Origin of the sequence: Fusibacter sp. A1 (assembly GCF_004125825.1) — a bacterium.
Lineage (GTDB): Bacteria > Bacillota > Clostridia > Peptostreptococcales > Acidaminobacteraceae > QQWI01.
The window spans coordinates 1-378 of the sequence record NZ_QQWI01000049.1; the positions used below are offsets into that span (position 1 = coordinate 1).

The window sequence follows — 378 nt, forward strand, 5'->3', positions numbered from 1 at the left end:
GGTTCACCGTATCGCACTAAACTGCGGTTTTTTCACTAATTAAAGACATCAGTACTATTCGATGCAACATACTCATGTGATTGTTTTATAAGATTTATCATATTATCTAGTGTTTTCTAACGACACTTACGTCTAAAAGAGTCATAAAAAAATGCCTACGATGTACAACCATCGCAGGCGTTTAGCTTATTTTTCTTTTCTTTTTAACTTCTTTGGTGAGCTCTTTTTTGAAGCGTTACTCTTAAATGACTTGCTCTTATTAGACGTAGCTCTTTTAGCTGTGGCTTTTCTTGGTTCTGCAGTCTTTGGTTCAACCACTTTTGTTGGCACAACCTTGGCGTTCGGGTCTTTTTTTAGTAGAACGACTGTTTCCACGTG

At 37.0% G+C, this 378-nt stretch carries 1 protein-coding gene; it reads right to left on the minus strand.

Features of this window, described 5'->3' with window-relative positions:
• Positions 1-186: 186 nt before the first annotated feature.
• Positions 187-378: hypothetical protein (locus DWB64_RS19325; protein ID WP_206736705.1), on the minus strand; the 192-nt coding region annotated here is incomplete at its 5' end.